The 21,389-nt window shown below is 73.8% G+C and carries 14 protein-coding genes; 6 read left to right on the forward strand and 8 right to left on the reverse strand.

All coding sequences use genetic code 11. From position 1 onward, the window contains the following. Positions 1-26: 26 nt before the first annotated feature. Positions 27-1,163 (forward strand): sigma factor-like helix-turn-helix DNA-binding protein, encoded by a 1,137-nt coding sequence (locus tag ABZ719_RS03905; RefSeq protein ID WP_366723641.1) that lies wholly within the window; start codon positions 27-29, stop codon positions 1,161-1,163. Between the two features lie 381 nt (positions 1,164-1,544). Here the strand turns inward: ABZ719_RS03905 and sucD are convergent, their stop codons facing one another. The 5 genes from sucD to ABZ719_RS03930 all read right to left on the reverse strand — a co-directional run bounded on the left by sucD (position 1,545) and on the right by ABZ719_RS03930 (position 9,680). Beyond that, positions 1,545-2,429, reverse strand: a complete 885-nt coding sequence (gene sucD / locus ABZ719_RS03910) for a succinate--CoA ligase subunit alpha (RefSeq protein ID WP_366723642.1) — start codon at positions 2,427-2,429, stop codon at positions 1,545-1,547. Between the two features lie 28 nt (positions 2,430-2,457). Continuing rightward, positions 2,458-3,639, reverse strand: coding sequence for an ADP-forming succinate--CoA ligase subunit beta (gene sucC / locus ABZ719_RS03915; protein WP_366723643.1), 1,182 nt, complete (start codon positions 3,637-3,639; stop codon positions 2,458-2,460). A gap of 677 nt (positions 3,640-4,316) precedes the next feature. Beyond that, positions 4,317-5,507, reverse strand: coding sequence for a VWA domain-containing protein (locus ABZ719_RS03920; RefSeq protein WP_366723644.1), 1,191 nt, complete (start codon positions 5,505-5,507; stop codon positions 4,317-4,319). Between the two features lie 136 nt (positions 5,508-5,643). Next, positions 5,644-8,319: a DUF5682 family protein gene (locus ABZ719_RS03925; protein WP_366723645.1), complete on the reverse strand. Its 2,676-nt coding sequence runs from the start codon at positions 8,317-8,319 to the stop codon at positions 5,644-5,646. A 200-nt stretch (positions 8,320-8,519) separates the two neighbouring features. Further along, positions 8,520-9,680, reverse strand: a complete 1,161-nt coding sequence (locus ABZ719_RS03930) for an AAA family ATPase (RefSeq protein ID WP_366723646.1) — start codon at positions 9,678-9,680, stop codon at positions 8,520-8,522. 134 nt (positions 9,681-9,814) lie between these two features. Between ABZ719_RS03930 and ABZ719_RS03935 the strand changes: the two genes are divergently transcribed. Continuing rightward, positions 9,815-11,176 (forward strand): SWIM zinc finger family protein, encoded by a 1,362-nt coding sequence (locus ABZ719_RS03935; protein ID WP_366723647.1) that lies wholly within the window; start codon positions 9,815-9,817, stop codon positions 11,174-11,176. Between the two features lie 253 nt (positions 11,177-11,429). Beyond that, a complete protein-coding gene (locus ABZ719_RS03940; protein ID WP_366723648.1) occupies positions 11,430-13,058 on the forward strand; it encodes a DUF5691 domain-containing protein in 1,629 nt (542 codons plus the stop codon). A gap of 239 nt (positions 13,059-13,297) precedes the next feature. Here ABZ719_RS03940 and ABZ719_RS03945 read toward each other — a convergent pair whose 3' ends face one another. Then, positions 13,298-13,714, reverse strand: a complete 417-nt coding sequence (locus ABZ719_RS03945) for a cobalamin B12-binding domain-containing protein (RefSeq protein ID WP_366723649.1) — start codon at positions 13,712-13,714, stop codon at positions 13,298-13,300. A 614-nt stretch (positions 13,715-14,328) separates the two neighbouring features. Here ABZ719_RS03945 and ABZ719_RS03950 point away from each other — a divergent pair. Both ABZ719_RS03950 and ABZ719_RS03955 read left to right on the forward strand, forming a co-directional pair. Next, positions 14,329-15,195, forward strand: a complete 867-nt coding sequence (locus ABZ719_RS03950; protein ID WP_366723650.1) for an alpha/beta fold hydrolase — start codon at positions 14,329-14,331, stop codon at positions 15,193-15,195. Positions 15,196-15,407: 212 nt separating this feature from the next. Next, the gene (locus tag ABZ719_RS03955; protein ID WP_366723651.1) at positions 15,408-16,841 is read left to right on the forward strand and encodes a peptidoglycan DD-metalloendopeptidase family protein; all 1,434 of its coding nucleotides are present in this window, start codon (positions 15,408-15,410) and stop codon (positions 16,839-16,841) included. Positions 16,842-16,967: 126 nt separating this feature from the next. Here the strand turns inward: ABZ719_RS03955 and pcrA are convergent, their stop codons facing one another. Then, a complete protein-coding gene (gene pcrA / locus ABZ719_RS03960; RefSeq protein WP_366723652.1) occupies positions 16,968-19,460 on the reverse strand; it encodes a DNA helicase PcrA in 2,493 nt (830 codons plus the stop codon). A 254-nt stretch (positions 19,461-19,714) separates the two neighbouring features. Here pcrA and ABZ719_RS03965 point away from each other — a divergent pair, with 254 nt between their 5' ends. Then, on the forward strand, positions 19,715-20,686 hold the full coding sequence (locus ABZ719_RS03965; protein ID WP_366723653.1) for a tellurite resistance/C4-dicarboxylate transporter family protein: 972 nt from the start codon (positions 19,715-19,717) through the stop codon (positions 20,684-20,686). 24 nt (positions 20,687-20,710) lie between these two features. Here ABZ719_RS03965 and ABZ719_RS03970 read toward each other — a convergent pair whose 3' ends face one another. Beyond that, entirely contained in the window at positions 20,711-21,064 is a 354-nt protein-coding gene (locus ABZ719_RS03970; RefSeq protein ID WP_366723654.1) for a hypothetical protein, read from the reverse strand. Positions 21,065-21,389: the final 325 nt, after the last annotated feature.

Here is a 21,389-nt window from a genome sequence, read left to right on the forward strand (position 1 = left end):
TGCCTATTCACACGGAGGGACGCACGGTGACGACCAGTCATGCGAACCCACGGCCACCACGCCCGGCGGACCGACACCGGGGTCCGGGCGCCACGCTGACGCGCACTCAGATCGAACGGAAGACCGGTGCGAGCGCGGCGGAGCCCCTGACACCCGCTCAGGCCTTCGACGCGCTCTACGCCTTCTGCGCACCGGCCCTCGTACGCCAGGCCTACCTGCTCACCGGCCGTCGCGAGCGGGCCCGCGAAGCGGTGGAGCGGGCCTTCCAACTGGCCTGGCAGCGTTGGCCGGAGGTGGCCCACGACCGCGACCCGGCCGGCTGGGTCAGGGCCACGACGTACGACTGCGCGCTCTCCCCCTGGCACCGCTGCCTGCCGCGCAACCGCGTCCCCGACCCGCCCCCGGACCCGGCCGACCGCGCGCTCCAGCACTCCCTGCTGCGGCTCCCGCCCTCGTACCGCCGCACCCTGGTCCTCTACGACGGTGTCGGCCTCGATCTGCCGGAGACCGCGGCGGAGACCGAGGCGAGCACCCCGGCGGCGGCGAACCGGCTGATGCACGCCCGCGAGGCCGTCGCCGCGTGCCTGCCGGAACTCGCCGACCCGGCGGAACTGCACCGGCGCCTGGTCCGGCTCGGCTCGGCCTGGCACCTGGCCGGCGACGCGACGCGCACGGTGATGGGAGCGGGGGCCGCGGTGGCCGCGGGGGCCGGTGTCGTGGTGGGGCCGGGGACCGGTGCCGGTGCCGGTGCCCGGGCCGTGGCGGGGGCCGGTGGCGCGGTGGGGGCGGGGGCCGCGGTGACCTCCGCCGGGGCCGCGGTGACCTGCGCCGGGGCGGCGGTGCGGGTGCCGGCCGCGGGGTCGGTTCCGGGTCCGGCGGGGCCCGCGGCGCCCGCTGCCGTACGGACCGCCGGGGAGCGCAGCACCCGCTTCTGGACGCGGTCCGCCATCGCGTTCACGGTCACCGTCATCGGCGCCACCGCGCTCACCCTGCAGACGGCGCCCACGCGCTATTTCGCGCCGGTCTCCCCCGGCCACGCGGTCCAGGGCCTGCCGGTGCAGGGCCTGCTCGGCCCTCTGTCGCAGCAGGAGCAGAAGCTGCGCACCGAACTGAAGAAGGAGGTGACGTCAGGCCCGGAGCGACTGGCACCGGAGACCCGGTAGGCAGGCCACGGACCGACCAGGGCGCACGGCCGGGGGGCGCCGGCCAGGGCTCACGGCCGGGGGCGCCGGCCGGGGCCACGCTGGTGGGGCTCGCGGTCGGGGCCGCGCCGGTCGAGGCTCGGCCGGCCAGGGCCGCGCCGGTCGGGCCCCGGCGGCCAGGGCCTTGCCGGTCAGGGCCGCGTCGGCCGGGGCTCGCGGCCGGTCCTCGCCGGTCGGGGCTCGCCGACCGGGACCCCGTCGGCCAGGTCCTCGCCGGTCGAGGCTCGCGGCCAGTCCTCGCCGGTCGGGGCTCGCGGTCCGGAGACGGCGGTGGGCCCGCACCCGGCGTGTCGCCGGGGACGGGCCCACCGATGTCCGCCGTTCCGCCGCGCGGAACCGGACTCAGGCGCTGAGGATGGCGCGCGCCAGCTTGGCCGTCTCGGTCGGGGTCTTGCCGACCTTGACGCCCGCGGCCTCCAGGGCCTCCTTCTTCGCCTGGGCGGTGCCGGACGAACCGGAGACGATGGCGCCGGCGTGGCCCATGGTCTTGCCCTCGGGCGCGGTGAAGCCCGCGACGTAGCCGACGACCGGCTTGGTCACGTTGGCCTTGATGAAGTCGGCCGCGCGCTCCTCGGCGTCGCCGCCGATCTCGCCGATCATGACGATCAGGTCGGTCTCGGGGTCGGCCTCGAACGCGGCGAGCGCGTCGATGTGCGTGGTGCCGATGATCGGGTCGCCACCGATGCCGACGGCCGTCGAGAAGCCGATGTCACGCAGCTCGTACATCATCTGGTACGTCAGCGTGCCGGACTTCGAGACCAGGCCGATACGGCCCGGCTTGGTGATGTCGCCCGGGATGATGCCGACGTTCGACTGGCCCGGGGTGATGATGCCGGGGCAGTTCGGGCCGATGATGCGGGTCTTGTTGCCCTTCTTGCCGGCGTACGCCCAGAAGGCGGCCGAGTCGTGCACGGCGATGCCCTCGGTGATCACGACGGCCAGCGGGATCTCGGCGTCGATGGCCTCGACGACGGCGTCCTTGGTGAACTTCTCCGGCACGAAGATGACGGTGACGTCGGCGCCGGTCTTCTCGATGGCCTCCTTGACGGTGCCGAAGACCGGTACCTCGGTGCCGTCGAAGTCCACGGTCTGACCCGCCTTGCGCGGGTTCACGCCGCCCACGACGTTGGTGCCGTCGCCGAGCATGAGCTTGGTGTGCTTCATGCCGGTGGAGCCGGTCATGCCCTGGACGATGACCTTGCTGTCCTTGTTGAGCCAGATAGCCATGGTGTGTTGGTGTCCTCGTCCTGAGTGATTACTTGGCGGCGTGGGCCAGCTCGGCGGCCTTGTCGGCCGCGCCGTCCATGGTGTCGACGCGCTGCACCAGCGGGTGGTTGGCGTCGGTGAGGATCTTGCGGCCCAGCTCGGCGTTGTTGCCGTCGAGGCGGACGACGAGCGGCTTCTCGACCTTCTCGCCGCGGTCCTCCAGGAGCTTCAGGGCCTGGACGATGCCGTTGGCGACCTCGTCGCAGGCGGTGATGCCACCGAAGACGTTGACGAAGACGGACTTGACGTCCGGGTCGCCCAGGATGATCTCCAGGCCGTTCGCCATGACCTGGGCGGAGGCGCCGCCGCCGATGTCCAGGAAGTTGGCGGGCTTGACGTTGCCGTGCTTCTCACCGGCGTACGCCACGACGTCCAGGGTGCTCATGACGAGACCCGCGCCGTTGCCGATGATGCCGACCTCACCGTCGAGCTTGACGTAGTTGAGGTTCTTCTCCTTGGCGGCGGCCTCGAGCGGGTTGGCCGCGGCCTTGTCGTGGAGGGCCTCGAAGTCGGGGTGACGGAACTCGGCGTTGTCGTCGAGCGACACCTTGCCGTCCAGGGCGATGACCTCACCGGAGGCGACCTTGGCCAGCGGGTTGACCTCGACCAGGAGGGCGTCCTCCTTGATGAAGGTGTCCCAGAGCCTGACCAGGACGTTCGCGACCTTGTCGGCGACCTCGGCCGGGAACTTGGCGGCCTCGACGATCTCGCGGGCCTTCTCCGGCGTCACACCGTCGATGGCGTCGATCGGGGTCTTGGCGACGGCCTCGGGGCGGGTCGCGGCGACCTCCTCGATCTCCATGCCGCCCTCGACGGAGGCGATGGAGAGGAAGGTGCGGTTCGCACGGTCGAGGAGGAAGGAGACGTAGTACTCCTCGACGATCTCGGGGGCCGTCTCGGCGATCATGACCTTGTGGACCGTGTGGCCCTTGATGTCCATGCCGAGGATGTCCGTCGAGCGGGCGACGGCCTCGTCCGGGGTGGCGGCGAGCTTCACGCCGCCGGCCTTGCCGCGACCACCGACCTTCACCTGCGCCTTGACGACGGACTTGCCGCCCAGACGCTCGGTGATCTCGCGCGCCGCCTCAGGCGTGTCGATGACTTCACCGGCCAGCACCGGTACATCGTGCTTGGCGAAGAGGTCCCTCGCCTGGTACTCGAACAGGTCCACGCGCTTCCGTCCCTATCAGTGATCTCGCGGTTCGTTGGATGCGTGGGCGTGCCGCGAAGGGCAACGTGACGTCCGCTTGTCACAAGGGAGGCGCACACGGTGTCCGAGCGCGCGGCATGTCCATCTCGCAGGTTATCGCCGCTTGCGGGGGCGCCATAAATCGAGGGTCACACCTGAGCGGTGATACCTGTCACATGATGCCGCCTTCACTGGCACCGCGTGCCGCGTGTGAGGTCGCGGCGGGCCTGCGGCGAGGCTTCCGTCGGGATCTCACCGGGCTGGGGTTGACCCGGTGAGACCCCTGGAAGAGCCCTTGGGGGCTCGGGCGGCTGATCCCCACCCCAATGGGGACCAGCCGGCCCTTCCGCGGGTTGCCGGGCGGACGTCCGGAGAAACCGACGGTTTTCGGCCGACCGGGCCCACCGGTCCCACGGGGTTCGCCAGGTCCCACCGGGTTCGCCAGGCCTCGCGGGCTGCCGCGGGCCCGGCGCGCGGGCCGAGGAGGCACTGATCCTTGTACGCACGAGGTCTCGCGGGCTGCCGCGGGCCGCTCCGGACCCGGGCGCGGGCCGACGGGGCACTGATCCTTGCACGCTCCGCCCGCCCTCGCGCAAGCCCCTGTCACCGAGGGGTGGGAGCTGTGCCGGCCCGCCCGCCGCGCCCGCGGCCCGTACGCCTCACGCCGTCTCCGGGACCGGCAGCGGACGCTTCTCGATCGCCGCCGCCATCACGTCGGGGAACAGGTCGGGGGTGCAGGCGAACGCCGGGGCGCCGAGCGCCGCCAGCGCCGCGGCGTGCTCCCTGTCGTACGCCGGCGCCCCCTCGTCGGAGAGCGCGAGCAGCGTCACGAACTGCACCCCCGACGCCTGCATGGCCGCCACCCGCTTCAGCATCTCGTTGCGTATGCCTCCCTCGTACAGGTCGCTGATCAGCACGACCACCGTCTCGGCGGGCCGGGTGATCTGCGACTGGCAGTACGCCAGCGCCCGGTTGATGTCCGTTCCGCCGCCGAGCTGGGTACCGAAGAGCACGTCCACCGGGTCGTCGAGCTGGTCGGTCAGGTCGACGACCGCCGTGTCGAACACGACCAGCCGCGTGCTGATCGACCGCATGGACGCCAGCACCGCCCCGAACACCGACGCGTACACCACCGAGGCCGCCATCGACCCCGACTGGTCGATGCAGAGGACGACCTCCTTCTTCACGGACTGCGACGCACGCCCGTACCCGATGAGCCGCTCCGGCACGATCGTGCGGTACTCGGGCAGGTAGTGCTTGAGGTTGGCCGCGATCGTGCGGTTCCAGTCGATGTCGTGGTGGCGCGGCCGGTTGATGCGGGCGCTGCGGTCGAGAGCGCCGGTGAGGGTGGCCCGGGTACGGGTGGCGAGGCGCTTCTCCAGGTCCTCCACGACCCTGCGCACCACGGCCCGTGCCGTCTCCTTCGTCGTCTCCGGCATCGCCTTGTTGAGCGAGAGCAGCGTGCCGACCAGGTGGACGTCCGCTTCCACCGCCTCCAGCATCTCCGGTTCCAGCAGCAGCGCGGACAGCCCGAGCCGGTCGATGGCGTCCCGCTGCATCACCTGGACGACGGAGGCCGGGAAGTACGTCCGGATGTCCCCGAGCCAGCGCGCCACGGAGGGTGCCGAGGCCCCGAGCCCGGCGGAACGCTCCCGCCCGGCCCGGCCCGTCTGCGGTCTTTCGCCCTTGCCGTAGAGCGCGGCCAGCGCCCCGTCCATCGCCGCGTCCCGCCCGGAGAGGGCGCATCCGGTGCCGTCGGCCGTGTCCCCGCCGAGCACGAGCCGCCAGCGCCGCAACCGCTCCCGGTCCGCGTCCGCCCCACCCGCGCCGTACCCCTCTGCCACGGTCATACCCCCCACCCCGTCACGCCTTGCCGACATCGCCGTACCGCCATCCGTCACGCTCTACCGGCATCGCCACACCGCCATCCCGTCACGCCCCACCGGCATCACACACCGCCATCCCCGTCATGGCTCTCCAGCCCCGTCATACCGCCACCCCGTCGTACCGCTCGGGTATCGCCCTCACCGCCGCCCCCGCGAACCGGTCGCCACTCTTCCCCGCGGCGCCGGCCCCGGAGGCCACACCCGCACCGCTGTCCGGGCCGGGCCCGGTGTCTCGGCCGGGCTGGGCCTCCCGACCGGGGGTGGCGTGCGGGTCACGCTCGGCGTCCAGACCGGGCGCGGCCTCCCGGCCGGACTCCGTGTCCCGGCCGGACTCGGTGCCCCTGCCGGAGCCGGGGCTGTCCAGTCCCAGGAGCAGCCGCACCACCGGGTGCACCGCGGCGGCCCGCTCCTGGTCGAGGACGGCCGCGAAACCGGGGGCGCCGGCCGCAGCCGTCCCGGCCGAGCGGTCGTCCTGCCCCGGACCGCGCCGGACCAGTTCCCCGAGCGTCCGGCGCACCCCCGGCTCGTACGCCGAGAAGGTGCGCCGCAGCAGCGGCAGCACGTCGGTGAACGCGTCCGCCGGCACACCGGACAGCCAGGCGTCGACCAGCCCGAGCAGCCGCTCGTCGTGCACCAGCAGCATCCCGCCCCCGCCGCCGACGAAGCCCTCGATCCAGGCGGCCGCGTCCGGCGGCGGTGTGCCCGGGGAGAGCGCGAGCCCCATGAGCCGCGCCGCCCGCTCCTGCGCGAGGGCGCCGTCGTCGAGCAGCAGTCGCGCCGCCCTGCCCCGGACGACCCCGGCCACGCTCTCCCGGCCCGACAGGACTCCGAGCACGCCGTGCCAGCGGGCCCGCAGATCGCCGCGGCCCGCCCCGAGGGTGTCACCGAGCAGACCCACGGCCGTGTGGACCGCGTCCATGTGGCGCCGCATCTCCTCGGCGGCGTCCGCGTCCAGGGCGGCGCAGGCCGGGGGCAGGCCGACGAAGACCCGCTCGGCAAGACCCGCGGCCACCTCCGCCAGGGCCTTTGTGTCCGTGCCGCGCACATCGCCGTAGCGCAGCGAGCGGACCAGGGCCGGCAGGGCCTGGGCGAGGTGCCCGACGTCGGTGTCGAGCGCCGCCCGGTCGGCGAGCACGCGCATCACCACCGGCAGCGCCTCCGACAGCCCGGCCAGCAGACAGCGCTCGGCGAGCGCCGTCACCTCGGCGAGGACGTCCGTGCCGACCGCGTCCGCCTCGGCCTTGGCGGTGGCGGCGGCGGACACGGTCGTGCCCCACACCCCGGCCTCGGCGACCCGCACCGACAGCTCCGGCTCCCACCGCAGCCGCCAGGTCTCCCGGAAGGTGCCGGTGCTCCCCCGGGAGGCCGCCGGCTCGCCCCAGCCGACACCCAGCAGCCGCAGCCGGTGCAGCAGCCTGCTGCGCGCGGCGTCGGTCTCCTTGCGCAGGTCCAGTTCCACCTCCCGCTCCGGAGCCTCGGGTTTGAGGCGCAGCCTGCGCTGGAGGCGGTTCAGGTCCTGCTGCAGCGGCACCGCGGGCGCCGCTTCCGGCACCTCGCCGAGGACGTCCCCGACCACCAGCCGGTCGTGCACCAGGGCCAGCGGCACGTCCGAGCCGTCGCCCATCACCGCCCGCACGGCATCGGTGGTCTCGCTCAGCCCGGGGAGCGGCCGGCCCCGCATCGCCGCGAGCGTCTCGGCCAGCCGTACCGCCTCGATGACGTGGGCGGAGGACACGATCCGGTCCTCCTCGCGCAGCAGCCCCGCCACCTTCGTCAGCCACCGCTCGACCGGGCGGTCCGGCACGTCGAACAGATGGGCGTACCAGCCCGGCGCGTCGACGCCCGCCCCGTATCCGCTGAACCGGGAGAGCCTGCGGTGCGTCCACGGCACCCACGTCATGTCGGCCTTGACCTTCGGCAGCCCCTTCAGCAGCGCCCGGTCCGCGGTGACGGTGGTCCTGCGCCGCAGCGCGGGCACGTGCCAGGCGCCGCACACCACGGCCACTGTGCCGGTGAACTCCCGCTGCGCCACCCGCACCTGGAGCCGCATGTGGGCCTCGCGCACGAGATCGCGGTCGCTGCTGCCGTACGTCTCGCGCAGCGCCCCCATGGCCTCCTCCAGCACCAGGAACGGGGCGAACGCGTCCTTCCGTCCCGCGCCGCGGTGCTCGACGACGTCCTCCCACCAGCGCTCCGGGTCGTCGTACCCGGCGGCCTCCGCCAGCACGGCGAGCGGATCGACTCGCACCTCGGCGCCGGCCGGCCCTCCCGAGGGCTCCGCGGTCCCCTCCTCCGCGGAGCCCTCCCCGCCCGTGCGCTCCCCGCCGTCCCGTGGCTCCCCGCCGTCTGCGGACGTCCCGCCGTCCTCGGGCGCCCCGCCGTCCTCGGGCGTCGCGGTGGTGCCGGTCTCCCAGGCGAGCGTGTGCGTGGCCGGGAGGTCGATGAAGCGGGCCGGGACGCCGTGCTCCAGGGCCCAGCGGAGGGCGGTCCACTCCGGGGAGAAGCCGGCCATCGGCCAGAACGCGCAGCGGCCGGGCTCGTCCACGGCGTGGGCGAGCAGGGCGACCGGTGGCCGCATGCCCTCGTCCGCGGCGAGCGGGACGAGCGCGTCGGCCTCCGGTGGGCCCTCGATCAGCACCACCGACGGCCGGGCCGCCTCCAGCGCCGCCCGCACCGCCCGCGCGGAACCCGGCCCGTGGTGCCGCACCCCGAGCAGCAGCGGCCCCGCGTCGGATCCGCGCCTGCCTTTCCCCTCGTCGCGCTCAGCGTCCGGCACGCCGTCCCCCCACTGCCCGTCGTCCGCCCCGGCTGCCCGTCCAGCTGGGCTCGTCGTCGTCGCGGGCCCGCACCAGGCCGTCCCTCACCGCTCCCGGCCCGCTCACGCCCGTCACCGCTCCCGTCCCCCGCACGCCCGTCACCGCTCCCCTTCCGCTCACGTCCGTCACCGGTCCGGTCCCGTGCCGCTCACGCCGTCGCTCACGCGCTCACCTCCCGGCAGGCCCGGTAGAAGTCCTTCCAGCCGTCGCGCTCGCGGACCACGGTCTCCAGGTACTCCTGCCAGATGACCCGGTCGGCCGCCGGGTCGCGGACGACGGCGCCGAGGATGCCCGCCGCGACATCACCGGCCCGCAGCACTCCGTCGCCGAAGTGCGCGGCCAGCGCGAGCCCGTTGGTGACGACGGAGATCGCCTCGGCCGTCGACAGCGTGCCGCTGGGCGACTTCAGTTTCGTCCGGCCGTCCGTGGTGACGCCGTCGCGCAGTTCGCGGAAGACCGTCACGACCCGGCGGATCTCGTCGACGCCGTCCGGCACGGACGGCAGGTCGAGGGAGCGGCCGATCTGGTCGACGCGCCGGGAGACGATGTCCACCTCGGCCTCGGGGGTCTCCGGCAGCGGCAGCACCACCGTGTTGAACCGCCGGCGCAGGGCGCTGGACAGGTCGTTGACCCCGCGGTCGCGGTCGTTGGCCGTGGCGATCAGGTTGAATCCGCGGACCGCCTGCACCTCCTGGCCCAGCTCCGGTATCGGCAGGGTCTTCTCCGACAGGATCGTGATCAGCGTGTCCTGGACGTCGGCCGGGATACGGGTCAGCTCCTCGACGCGGGCGGTCATCCCCTCGGCCATCGCCCGCATGACGGGGCTGGGCACCAGGGCGTCCCGGCTCGGTCCGTGCGCCAGCAGCCGGGCGTAGTTCCAGCCGTAGCGGATCGCCTCCTCCGGGGTGCCCGCGGTGCCCTGGACCAGCAGCGTGGAGTCGCCGCTGACCGCGGCGGCCAAGTGCTCCGACACCCAGGTCTTGGCGGTGCCGGGCACGCCGAGCAGGAGCAGGGCGCGGTCGGTGGCGAGGGTGGTGACGGCGACCTCGACGATGCGGCGCGGGCCGACGTACTTGGGTGTGATCACCGTGCCGTCCGGCAGGGTCCCGCCGAGGAGGTAGGTGGCCACGGCCCACGGCGACAGCTTCCACCGCGCCGGGCGCGGACGGTCGTCCTGTGCGGCCAGGGCCGCGAGTTCGGCGGCGAAGGCGTCCTCGGCGTGCGGCCGCAGCGCCTGCTCGCTGTGCTCGCCGCCCGTGTTCGCGGGCGCGGAGTCGGTGCGGATCGGTTCCGCGGACGTGGGTTCTACGGTCACAGACATGGCTGAGGCCCCCTCCAGCTCGGCCGGTTCGGATCTGTCACCAACCGTGCACCACGGCACTGACAATGCGTTCCGACCTGCACAAACGCGCTCGCCGGGGCCGATTGTCAGTGGGGGCGCCTACCTTCGACGGCATGACTCAGCAGGGGGTGCGCTGGAGTGCGGACCAGGTGCTGGCACTGGCGCCTGACGTCGCGTCACGCAAAGCGGGAAGCAAACTCGGCACGGCGGGTCCGTGGTCCGAGGCGGGGAGTACCGACGAGGGGACGGTGTGGGGGCTGTGCAAGGGCAGCGGGAGCAAGCCGTATCAGACGGTCGTCGACCTCGCCGACGCGTCGGGTCCGGCGTACAAGTGCAGTTGTCCGAGCCGTAAGTTCCCGTGCAAGCACGCGCTCGGACTGCTGCTGCTGTGGGCGGGCGGCGAGGACGCGGTCGCCACCGTGCCCGCCGCTGGAACACCGCAGTGGGCCGAGCAGTGGCTGGCCGGCCGGCGCAAGCGGGCCTCGGAGAAGACGGAGCAGGCGGCGGGGCCCGCGGGCGGCGCCGCGGACCCGCGGGCGGCGCTGCGCCGGGCGGAGCGCCGGGCCGAGCGGATCACCGCGGGCGCGACGGAACTGGAGCAGCGTCTGGCCGACCTCCTGCGCGGCGGCCTGGCCACGGCCGAGCAGGCGGGGTACGGACTGTGGGAGGAGACGGCGGCCCGGATGGTCGACGCCCAGGCCCCGGGGCTCGCGGCCCGGGTGCGTGAGCTGGGCGCGATACCGTCCTCCGGTCCGGGCTGGCCGGTGCGGCTGCTGGAGGAGTGCGCGCTGCTGCACCTCCTGGACCAGGGCTGGCTGCATCGCGAGCGGCTGCCGCAGGACCTGGCGGCGACGGTCCGCTCCCGCGTCGGCCTGCCGGGTTCCGCCGAGGGGCCGCCGGTGCGCGACCGCTGGCTCGTCCTCGCCCAGTACGACACGGCGGACGCGAAGCTGACCACGCGCCGGATCTGGCTGCACGGCACCGGTTCTGGCCGTACGGTCCTGCTGCTGTCCTACGGCGCGGCCGGCCGCGCACCCGAGCCGGCGCTGCCGGTGGGGCTGTACCTGGAGGCGGAGGTGACGCCTTATCCCGGCGCGGGACAGCTGCGCGCGGCGCTGGGCGAGCAGTTCGCGCCCCCGGCCCCGACGCGTACCCGCCCGCCCGGCGTGAGCACGGCGCAGGCGGTGGCCCGCTACGGCGAGGCGCTGCGTGACGACCCCTGGCTGGAGTCGGTCCCGGTGACGCTGGGCGAGGTGGTACCGGTCCCGGCCGGCGACTCCTGGCAGCTGGCCGACGCGGAGTCGGACCACGCACTGCCCCTGACCCCCCTGGCCCGTTCCCGGCCCGGCCTGTGGCGGCTGGTCGCCCTTTCGGGTGGAGCGCCGGTCACGGTCTTCGGGGAGTGCGGCCACCGCGGGTTCACCCCCTTGACGGCATGGCCGCAGGGTGACGGCGAGGCGGTGACCCTGTGCTGATCACCTGTACACCGTCTGCGACATCCGCCCCGGTCGGCAGGGGTGTCGTGTCCGGCATCGGAGTGACGTCGGCGTACGGAGCGAGGGCTTCGGGGCAGAGCGGGAAGTCTCACCCGAAAGGCGCACCCCGACGACACCCCACGAGCCCGCCCTTTCTCACCGGTTACACGCATTTCTTCCACCCCAGGGGAAACCCGGACCGGGTGACCCTCCGACCACCCTCTTCGGGCACCCGGCAACGGAAAGGACGCTCATGATCACGACCTCCGCCCCGGTGGACGCGCCCGCAGCGGGCGCCTGGGAGGAGCTGGTCACCACCGCGCTGCTCGGCACGGACCGCCGCAGGCCCCCGGCGGGAGTCCCCGGCCGGGACGCGCCGGTGGCGCTGCTGGACGCGGCGGCCGCGCTCACCGTCAGCCGCCGTGCGGGCCTGCTCCCGGCACCGGCGGGCGAGCGCCCCCGGCCGGCGCCCGCGGACCCCCGCCCCGTCGTGCCGCCGGCCGCGGCCCGCAGGCTCACCCAGCTGCTGGCCGACCGGTCCGGGACGGCCGGAGGCGGCCGCAGGGGCACGGCACCGGACCTCATGGAACTGCTGCCGCAGTGGCTGGCCGCGGCGAACGCCCGCGGCTACGCGGCACCCGCGCATGCGCTGCCCGCCCTGCTGGACGCGGCCCGGGGGCGTACGGACCTGCGGCCCGCCGCGCTGGCCTTCGCCGGCCCGCGCGCGCTGTGGCTGGCCCGGCTGAACCCGGACTGGCGGTTCGCGCTGCGGGCGGCCCCCGGCGGCGGCGCCGCACTGCCCGGCCCCGAGGACACCGCCCGCATCCGGCGGCTGTGGGAGGAGGGCCTGTTCGCCGAGCGCGTCGCGCTCCTGGCGGCGATACGGCAGCAGCGGCCCGAGGCGGCGCGCGAACTGCTCGCCGGCACGTGGGCGACCGAGCGGGCCGAGGACCGGCTGATGTTCCTCGACTCGCTGCGGGCCTGCCTGGGCCCGGACGACGAGCCGTTCCTGGAACAGGCCCTCGCGGACCGCAGCCGCAACGTCCGCTCCACCGCCGCCGAGCTGCTGTCGGCGCTGCCCGGATCGGCGCTGGCGGCACGGATGGCGGAGCGGGCCGCGGCCTGTGTGGCCGTCGACCACACCCGTGACACGCCGACGATCGCCGTCGAGGCCCCGCACGAGTGCGACGCGAGCATGGAGCGCGACGGTGTGGTGGCCAAGGCTCCGTCGGGAAGGGGTGAGCGCTCGTGGTGGCTGGGTCAGCTGCTGGAGGCGGCTCCGCTCGGGACCTGGTCCCCGCGGCTGGGCGGGCGCACCCCGCAGGAGATCGTGGCGCTGCCGGTGGCCGACGACTGGCAGGGCGAACTGCACGCGGCCTGGTGCCGGGCGGCGGTGCGGCAGCGGGACGCCCGGTGGGCGCGGGCGCTGCTCGGCGAGCCCGCGGCGCCCGAGGCCGGCGGTCCGGGTGCGGTGTCGCTGGCCGAGCGGGCCAAGCTGCTCGGCACGCTGAGCGGTGCGGAACGGGCCGAGTGGGTCGCCGGTTTCATCGCGGCGCACGGACTGTCCGAGGCCTTTCAGCTGCTCGGGGTGTGCGCGGTGCCGTGGGCGGGGCCGCTCGGACGGGCGGTGGTCGACGCGCTCAACATCGCGCGGGACGCAGGGAGCTACCCATGGAGTTTCAGTGGAGTGATGGGGCTGGCCGAGCGGTGTCTGGACCCCGCGGAGGCGGCCCGGCTCGACGGGCTGCTGGCGGTGCCGGACGAGGCGGAGGACGCGTCGCCCGGAGCCGGCGGCTACTGGGCGGAGGCGTTCCAGCGGCTGGTGACGACCTTGCGCCTGCGCGCCGCGATGGCCGCGGAACTCGACGCGCCCACCGGCTGACCCCCGCCCCGCCCGGTGGCGGGCACGCCGGAGAGCCGCCCCGTGACGCGTCTGCGTGCGGACCGCCCGGGAGCGTCCGGACCGGAAGGCCGCCCGAGGACGGCCGCGGCGGAAGTCCGCGCGGGGGCTGCCCCGGCGGAAAGCCGTCCGGAGACGGCCGTAGCGGGAAGCCGCGCGGGCGCGGGCGCGACGGAGGAGCGCACCCGCGGGGGCCCGGCGGCGCCCGCCCGGCCGGGGTGCTACGCCTGGGCCGGCTGGCGGACGTTCGCCCGCACCCAGTCCACGATCGACTGGGTGGTCGCGCCGGGGGTGAAGATCTCCGCGACGCCCTTCTCCTTCAGCGGCGGGATGTCCGCCTCGGGGATGATGCCGCCCCCGAAGACGACGATGTCCTCGGCGTCGCGCTCCCGGAGCAGTTCGATCACGGCGGCGAACAGCGTGTTGTGCGCGCCGGAGAGGATGGACAGGCCGATCGCGTCGGCGTCCTCCTGGATCGCCGTGTCGACGATCTGCTCCGGCGTCTGGTGCAGGCCCGTGTAGATGACCTCCATGCCGGCGTCGCGCAGGGCCCGCGCGATCACCTTCGCACCGCGATCGTGGCCGTCGAGCCCCGGCTTGGCCACCACCACGCGGATCGGACCGGCTGCCACACCCATCACTGCCTCCATGAAGCGACTACATACGTCCACCACGGGACGGACGCCCCGCACCACATCGTCCGGGGAAGTGAACGAACGTTATCGCCAGCATCCCGCACCCGGCAGTTTCACGGTGCGCAGCGAGGGGGAAATCACACACAGGGACAGTTCCCCGGGCGTCTCGCGCAGGGGGGATCTTCACCCGGCGCACGGTTCCCCGCCGCGGACCGGGAACCGCGGCGGGAACAAGCGTCGCACCGGCCGCGGCTCGGCGTCCGACCCCTTCGTGTCTCCCGCACCACCGGCCCCTTCGCGGGTACCACCGGCACCCTCACGGAGCGGACCGGGCGCCGCGCGAGCGCGACGGGCCGCTCGGCCCCGGCGCGCCATACGGGCCCGGCGCGTCGCGCGGGGCACGAAGGACACACCGGGCAGACAGGGCGCGGCAGCGGGGGCGTACGGAAGGACACCGGCGGCGCTCACCGCCGTACCAGCGGCACCGTGCGCGCCGCACGCCGGGTGGTCCGCTCCGCGCGCCCCGCCCGCGCCCCGTCCGGGGCCGCTGCCGCGACTGCCCACGAGGGCACCCGGAGGACAGAGCCGTCCTCCCGCGTGCCGACAGGAGGTCGGCCATGAAGGTCACCAGCGTCGCAGATCCCCTCCTCCCGTTCTGCCAGCGCCTCATCCCGGGCAGAATCGCGGGCGTGTCGGTGGGCCTGCTGAAGGCGACGGCCCTGGAGCTGGCGATCCTCGCCGGTCACGTCCTCCTCTACCCGTCGGGGATCGTCCAGGAGCGCCGCGCCGCCGAGACCCCGCTGCCCGCCCCGGGCGCCGCCGCCCAGCTGCCGGCCGAGGCGAAGCCGCCGGTGGTGCTGCTGCACGGTTTCATCGACAACCGTTCGGTCTTCGTGCTGCTGCGCCGCAACCTCGCCCAGCACGGCCGGCAGCGGGTGGAGTCCCTCAACTACTCGCCGCTGACCTGCGACATCCGCACCGCGGCCGAGCTGCTCGGCCGGCACATAGAGGAGATCTGCGAACGCACGGGCAGCGAGCGGGTCGACGTCGTCGGACACAGCCTCGGCGGTCTGATAGCCCGCTACTACGTGCAGCGGCTCGGCGGCGACACCCGCATCCGCACCCTCGTCACCCTGGGCACCCCGCACGCGGGGACCCGGGTCGCGCCGCTGGCCAACGCGCACCCGATCGTCCGTCAGATGCGGCCCGGGTCCGAGCTGATCGAGGAGCTGTCCTCTCCCGCGCCCGGCTGCCGCACCCACTTCGTCAGTTTCTGGAGCGACCTCGACCACGTGATGGACCCTCTGGAGTCGGCCTGCATCGACCACCCGGACCTGCGGGCGGAGAACATCCGGGTGAGCGGCATCGGCCATCTCGCCCTCCCCGTGCACCCCGCCGTGGCGAGCGGGATACGGCAGGCCCTGGACACCGTACGGCCGGGGGATCCGTCGGCGGCGCAGGGCGGGGGGCTGACCGTGGCCTGATCAGGCCCTCGCCTCGCCCCGCATTGACCCATCAGGGTCGAACATGGCCTCGAACACAAACCCAAGGCCGTGTCCGCGGTCCGCCGAATCACGGCCGATTGCCCGTTTCCCGCGAACGGGAAACCTGCTGAAGATTGTCGCGCCCACGTACCGCCGGGTACAGTCGCCGCACTGCTCTGGCAGCCCCTGTTGTCGAGGCGAAAGAGAAGTTGGTGAACGACCGCCACCCGTCGGGGACCGCGACGCCCCCGGCCCCGGCCTCCGACGACGCCTCGGCGCCCTGTGCGCCGTACGGCGGACAGGAAGCCGCCTACGGTGACTTCACCACGTACGGCGACTACGACGCCACCGGATTCCACACCGGCACCCACACCACGGCGGCCTTCCCCGCCGATCCCCTCTTCGGTGACCTGCACACCGGCGACGCCCACGCGGCGCACGCCGGGACGACCGGCGCGTACGACACCACCCAGTGGTCCACCGGCAGCCACCACACCCTGACCCACGACGCGTACGCGGCCCAGCACCACGCCGCCTACGACACGGGCGCGTACGACACGACCGCGTGGTCCACCGGCTACCAGCATCTGTCCGCCGTGCCGCAGCAGCCGGCGCCCGTCGAAGCCACCGGCCAGTGGGACACCAACGCCTGGCTCCAGGACCCGGCCGCGGCGGCCCCGGCCGAGCAGACCCAGCAGTGGGACTGGGGCACCCAGACCTTCGACACCGGCGCCTACGACGCCACCCAGTGGAACAGCGCCGGTGCGGCCGACGAGGGCCTTCCGCTACCGGAGGAGCCGTCGGCCGGCCCCGATCCGGCCGCGACCGGTGAGCTGCCCGCCCTCCCCGAGCCGGAGGACCAGGAGGAGGCCACCGGGGTGCCCGCGCCGCGCGCGGCCTCGCGCAGCGGCGGCCGTTCCCGGCGCCGGCCCGCCAAGCGGTCCGCGCTGCTGACCGTGGCGGTGCCCTCGGTCTGCGTGGTGGGCGTCGCCGGAATCGCCGCGGCCTCGGTCGGCAGCTTCACCGGCGACGACCAGGAGACCTCGGCGTCCGCCACCGAGACACATCCCGTGCAGGCGTCCACCGCCAACAACAAGCTGGACACCCAGCTCCAGAGCCTGTCGGCCGGGGCGAACGACTTCGCCGACCGGGCCAGCCGCACCCAGGAGCGCATCGACCTCAAGGCGCAGCAGGAGGCCGAGCGGAAGAAGGCCGCGGAGGAGGCGGCGCGCAAGGAGCGGCTGCGGCCCAAGTTCGCGCTGCCGGTGGCGCAGAGGGGGCTCAGCGCCTACTTCGGCCAGGCCGGTGTCAACTGGATGTCCGTGCACACCGGCATCGACTTCCCCGTCTGGTACGGGACGACGGTCATGGCCGCCACCGACGGCACGGTCCGTACCCAGTTCAACAGCGCGTACGGCAACATGCTGATCCTCACCGCCAAGGACGGCACGGAGACGTGGTACTGCCACCTCTCCCGCTACCAGGTCGTCACCGGGGCCACCGTCAAGGCCGGGCAGCCGATCGCGTACTCGGGCAAGTCCGGCAACTCCACAGGCCCGCACCTGCACTTCGAGGTGCGCCCGGCCGGCGGGGCACCGATCGACCCGCTGCCGTGGCTGCGCAGCCACGGCCTGAACCCGACGTAGGGCCGACGGCGCCGAGGGCCGGCCCGGCCCCGGGCCGGCCCTCCCGCCCGGAGTCCTCCTTCGGCGGGGGCCGTCGCTCCGGTCCCGGGATCCGGCCGTCCCGCGCGGCCCCCTTGTGTGCCGGTCCTACAGTTTCTCGACCGGCGCGTAGCGCAGCAGCAGCCGCTTGGGCTTGGCGTCACCGAAGTCGATCGTCGCCTCCGCGTTGCCGCCGGTGCCCTTGACGGCGACCACCGTGCCGAGGCCGAACTGGTCGTGCGTGACCCGGTCTCCGACGGCCAGGGAGACCACCGGCTTCTCCGCGGCGCGCCGGGTGGCGAAGCCCGAGGCACCGGCCGCCGACGACCGGGAACGGGACGACGACAGCGAGGCGGCCACCCCGGAGGCCGGACCGGAGGACACCGGCGCGGAGCCGCCCGTCCGCTTCCAGTCCACGTGCACGGCCGGGATCTCCTCCAGGAACCGGGAGGGCGGGTTGTACGACGGCTGGCCCCACGCGCTGCGCATCGCCGAACGGGTCAGGTACAGCCGCTCCCGCGCGCGCGTGATGCCGACGTAGGCCAGACGGCGCTCCTCCTCCAGCTCCTTGACCTGACCGAGGGCGCGCATGTGCGGGAAGACGCCGTCCTCCATGCCGGTGAGGAAGACCACCGGGAACTCCAGGCCCTTGGCGGTGTGCAGGGTCATCAGGGTGATGACGCCGTCACCGTCCTCCTCGTCGGGGATCTGGTCGGAGTCGGCGACCAGGGCGACCTGCTCCAGGAACTCGGACAGCGCGACCGACTCCCCTTCGCCGCGCTCCTGTTCGAACTCGAGGGCGACGGCCGCGAGTTCCTGGAGGTTCTCGATGCGGGTCTCGTCCTGCGGGTCGGTGGAGGACTGCAACTCGGCCAGGTAGCCCGTGCGTTCGAGGACCGCCTCCAGGACCGTGGCCGGTCCGGCGCCCGACTCCACGATGGTGCGCAGCTCCTCCATCAGGGTATTGAACCGCTTGACGGCGTTCGTCGACCGAGCGGCCATCCCGTACGCCTCGTCGACGCGGCGCAGCGCCTGCGGGAAGCTGATCTTCTCCCGCTGGGCGAGGGCGTCGATCATCGCCTCGGCGCGCTCGCCGATGCCCCGCTTGGGCACGTTGAGGATGCGGCGCAGCGGGACGGAGTCCTCGGGGTTGGCCAGGACGCGCAGGTAGGCGAGGACGTCCCGGACCTCCTTGCGCTCGTAGAAGCGGACGCCGCCGACCACCTTGTAGGGCAGGCCGACGCGGATGAAGATCTCCTCGAAGACACGGGACTGGGCGTTGGTGCGGTAGAAGACGGCCACGTCTCCGGCCTTGGCGTCACCCGCGTCCGTGAGGCGGTCTATCTCCTCGGCGACGAACTGCGCCTCGTCGTGCTCGGTGTCGGCGACGTACCCGGTGATCCGGGCGCCCGTGCCCGCGTTGGTCCACAGGTTCTTCGGGCGGCGGGACTCGTTGCGCTCGATGACCGCGTTGGCGGCGGACAGGATCGTCTGCGTGGAGCGGTAGTTCTGCTCCAGCAGGATCGTCGTCGCGTCCGGGTAGTCCTCCTCGAACTGGAGGATGTTGCGGATGGTCGCGCCGCGGAAGGCGTAGATCGACTGGTCGGCGTCACCCACCACACACAGCTCGGCGGGCTGGAGGTCGTCCGGGCCGGGCGGTACGTCCGCGGGGTGCTCGCCGGTGCCGACGAGTTCCCGTACGAGGGCGTACTGGGCGTGGTTGGTGTCCTGGTACTCGTCGACCAGGACGTGCCGGAAGCGGCGGCGGTAGTGCTCGGCCACGTCCGGGAAGGCGCGCAGCAGATTGACCGTCGTCATGATCAGGTCGTCGAAGTCGAGGGCGTTGGCCTCGCGCAGCCGCGACTGGTAGAGGGCGTAGGCCTGGGCGAGGGTCTTCTCGAAGCCGTCGGTGGCCTGGGCGGCGAAGTCCTCCTCGTCGATCAGCTCGTTCTTGAGGTTGCTGATCTTGGCGCTGAAGGACTTGGGCGGGTAGCGCTTCGGGTCGAGGTCCAGGTCACGGCAGACCAGCGCCATCAGGCGCTTGGAGTCGGCGGCGTCGTAGATCGAGAAGGAGGAGGTGAAGCCGAGCTTCTTCGACTCGCGGCGCAGGATGCGCACGCACGCGCTGTGGAAGGTCATCACCCACATGGCGTTGGCCCGCGGGCCGACGAGCTGCTCGACGCGCTCCTTCATCTCACCGGCGGCCTTGTTGGTGAAGGTGATCGCCAGGATCTGGCCGGGGTGGACGCCGCGCTCGCCAAGGAGGTGGGCGATGCGGTGGGTGAGCACGCGGGTCTTGCCGGAACCGGCGCCGGCCACGATGAGCAGCGGGGAGCCGGAGTGGACGACGGCGGCACGCTGGTTCTCGTTCAGCCCGTCCAGGAGGGCGGCCGGGTCCACGACGGGGCGGGGGGCGCCGTCGCGGTAGTAGGCGTCCCGGTGGGCCTCGCGGTCCGGCGGCAGGTCGAACTTCCCGCCGAACAGATCGTCCGGAACCGGCTCCGGAGCGTGCTCGTCCTCGGGCGGCGGCGGGGGCTCGTCCTCGGGACCCCGAGGGGTCTGGAGGTCCGCCAGGAAGCTGTCGTCAAAGAGGCTGCTCATCGCTCTACGAGTCTAGGGCTCCCCACCGACAACCCGGGGCCGCCCCGGAAAGGTGACCGGTTTCACCGGCCGGGGTCGCTCGCCCCGCCGCCCACCGCGCCCCCCCGCCGCACCACCGCGCACTCCCCCCGACCGGGACCACCCCGGGCGGGACGCGCACCCGCGCCCGCGCCGGTTACGCGCGCCGCCCGCGGTTCGCGTCCCGGCGTGCGCGCCCCGTTCGCGCGACGTGCTCCCGCACTAGCATCGGGATCATGCCCGTCACCTCATCTCTGCGCGCCTGGCTGGCGCAGCGTCCGCCCGCGGCCGGGGCCGCCGTGATGGCCTGCGGCATCGTGTCGATCGGACTGGAGCTGACGGGCCACGAGGTGCTGTCCCTCGCCGTCCTCGCCGTGGCGTGCGCCGCGTGGCTGGCCCTGGCCGCGGACTTCGTCCTGCGGCTGACGCGCGAACGGACGCGCTGGGCGGCCGAGGCGGGGACACCGGCGGCGCTCACCGGGGTCGCCGCGACCGCGGTGCTGGGCACGCGCTTCTCGAACCTGGGGTGGCAGCCGCTCGCCGAGGCGCTGCTCGCGCTGGCCGTGGTGCTGTGGCCGTGGCTGCTCTGGCGGGTCGTCCGCAACTCCCGGCGGCCCATGCCGGGGGCCGTCTTCCTGTGCTGCGTGGCCACGGAGGGGCTCGCCGTGCTCGGCGCGTCGCTGGCCCGGGCGCAGGCCACGGCCTGGCTCGCGCACACGGCGCTCGTCTTCTTCTGGCTGGGCCTGGTGCTCTACCTGTTCGCCCTGTCCCGTTTCGACCTGCGACAGGTGTTCGAGGGGCACGGCGACCACTGGGTCGCGGGCGGCGCACTGGCGATCTCCGCCGTCGCCGGGGCGAAACTGATCGGCGCGGAGAGCGCGGGGCACTACCTGTGGAACGGCGACGACCACGGCGTCCTGCACACGGTCACCCTCGGGCTCCTGGTGCTCGATCTCGCCTGGTACGCCGTCCTGCTCGTGGCCGAGGTGGTACGGCCCCGGCTGCGTTACGACGTGCGCCGCTGGTCGACCGTCTTCCCCCTGGGCATGACGGCCACGGCGGCGCTCTCGGTCGCCGCCGCCCTGCACGTCCCCGAGTTCAGAGGGCTGGGGGAGGTGCTGGTCTGGGTCGCGGTGGCGGCGTGGCTGGCCGTCGCGGCGGGGGCGGTCGCGGAGGCGCGCACCGAACTCAGAGGCGCTGCGGCCTGAGCCTCACGCCCCCGGCGGGCGTGCTCAGGTCCACAGCACCGCGATGAAGATGTTCGCCATGGTCAGCAGGCCGACCAGCCCGAACATGCTCTTGTCCACCTTCTCGTCGTCGCGCTTGACGTAGACGAGGCCGAGGATCACGATCAGCAGCGCCAGTTTCAGGCCGATCTTGACGGTGTTGACGTGGTGGTCGTCGGCCTGGTTGAGGCCGACGAGGACGACGCCGGTGACCAGCATGGTCAGTGCGCCGTGCAGCATGCCGGGCACGAACCGGGCCGTGCCCTGGCCCATCGCCTTCATCTGGGTGAGGAAGCCGCCGAGCAGCGCGGCGATCCCGATGATGTGCAGGCCGACGAAGAGATGGATGAGTACGTCCATGAGGCCGGAGCCTAACGAGAGGCCTCCGAGCCGCCGGACACCGGCCCGGCCACCGGCACGCCCCGGCGGTCCGGGGGCGCCCGGTCCGGGGGCACACGGTCCCCGCCGGCCCGGCCCCGGCAGCCGCGCCGGTGTGCATATATGCGCCACATAGCACCTGCCGGTCCCCTCTGCCCCGGAACCGGCACATCGGTCATCGCTCTCCGTGAAGACGATGCCGTCGGGTGGCGCTCGCGGTCACTTCCGGTCGCGGGTCGGTCCAGTCACGGCAGTTCCGTACAACCTGTCACTCCTGCGGCACGGCGGGTCCTAGCGTCCTTCCCCA

It is taken from the genome of Streptomyces sp. NPDC006743 (genome assembly GCF_040703815.1).
Taxonomy (GTDB): domain Bacteria; phylum Actinomycetota; class Actinomycetes; order Streptomycetales; family Streptomycetaceae; genus Streptomyces.

Coding starts and splice junctions, on each gene's coding strand:
- sucD (WP_366723642.1), bottom strand. CDS start 2,429: ATGGCTATCTGGCTCAACAAGGACAGCAAGGTCATCGTCCAGGGCATG.
- ABZ719_RS03920 (WP_366723644.1), bottom strand. CDS start 5,507: ATGACCGTGGCAGAGGGGTACGGCGCGGGTGGGGCGGACGCGGACCGG.
- ABZ719_RS03930 (WP_366723646.1), bottom strand. CDS start 9,680: ATGTCTGTGACCGTAGAACCCACGTCCGCGGAACCGATCCGCACCGAC.
- ABZ719_RS03935 (WP_366723647.1), top strand. CDS start 9,815: ATGACTCAGCAGGGGGTGCGCTGGAGTGCGGACCAGGTGCTGGCACTG.
- ABZ719_RS03940 (WP_366723648.1), top strand. CDS start 11,430: ATGATCACGACCTCCGCCCCGGTGGACGCGCCCGCAGCGGGCGCCTGG.
- ABZ719_RS03945 (WP_366723649.1), bottom strand. CDS start 13,714: ATGGGTGTGGCAGCCGGTCCGATCCGCGTGGTGGTGGCCAAGCCGGGG.
- ABZ719_RS03950 (WP_366723650.1), top strand. CDS start 14,329: ATGAAGGTCACCAGCGTCGCAGATCCCCTCCTCCCGTTCTGCCAGCGC.
- pcrA (WP_366723652.1), bottom strand. CDS start 19,460: ATGAGCAGCCTCTTTGACGACAGCTTCCTGGCGGACCTCCAGACCCCT.
- ABZ719_RS03965 (WP_366723653.1), top strand. CDS start 19,715: ATGCCCGTCACCTCATCTCTGCGCGCCTGGCTGGCGCAGCGTCCGCCC.
- ABZ719_RS03970 (WP_366723654.1), bottom strand. CDS start 21,064: ATGGACGTACTCATCCATCTCTTCGTCGGCCTGCACATCATCGGGATC.